Genomic DNA, 293 nt, shown 5'->3' with positions numbered 1-293 from the left:
GCTTTCGCCGGGATGAGCGGATCAGGTTTCAGCTTTCGGTGTCCGCCCCGTCCGGCGCATCACCCTCGACCGCATCCTCATCGCCGCCGCCGCTGTCGGGCAGACGCTCGACGGAGACGACCTTCTCGCCGTCGGCGGTGCGGAAGATGGTGACGCCCTGGCTGGACCGGCCGACAATGCGGACCTGATCGACCGGGGTGCGGATCATCTGGCCGCCCGAGGTGACCAGCAGCAGTTCGTCTCCGTCCTCGACCGGGAAGGAGGCGGTCAGACGGTTGCCCGCCCGCCCGCCC

The 293-nt window shown here is 70.0% G+C and carries 1 protein-coding gene; it reads right to left on the bottom strand.

Annotated features, from left to right (window positions below):
* Nucleotides 1-28 precede the first annotated feature (28 nt).
* Nucleotides 29-293: DNA gyrase C-terminal beta-propeller domain-containing protein (locus B3E43_RS06280; protein WP_292027670.1), on the bottom strand; the 265-nt coding region annotated here is incomplete at its 5' end.

The organism is Brevundimonas sp. UBA2416 (assembly GCF_002343105.1).
Lineage (GTDB): Bacteria > Pseudomonadota > Alphaproteobacteria > Caulobacterales > Caulobacteraceae > Brevundimonas.
The sequence above is the reverse complement of the archived record's forward strand: the minus strand, read 5'-3'. Positions and strand labels throughout refer to the sequence as shown.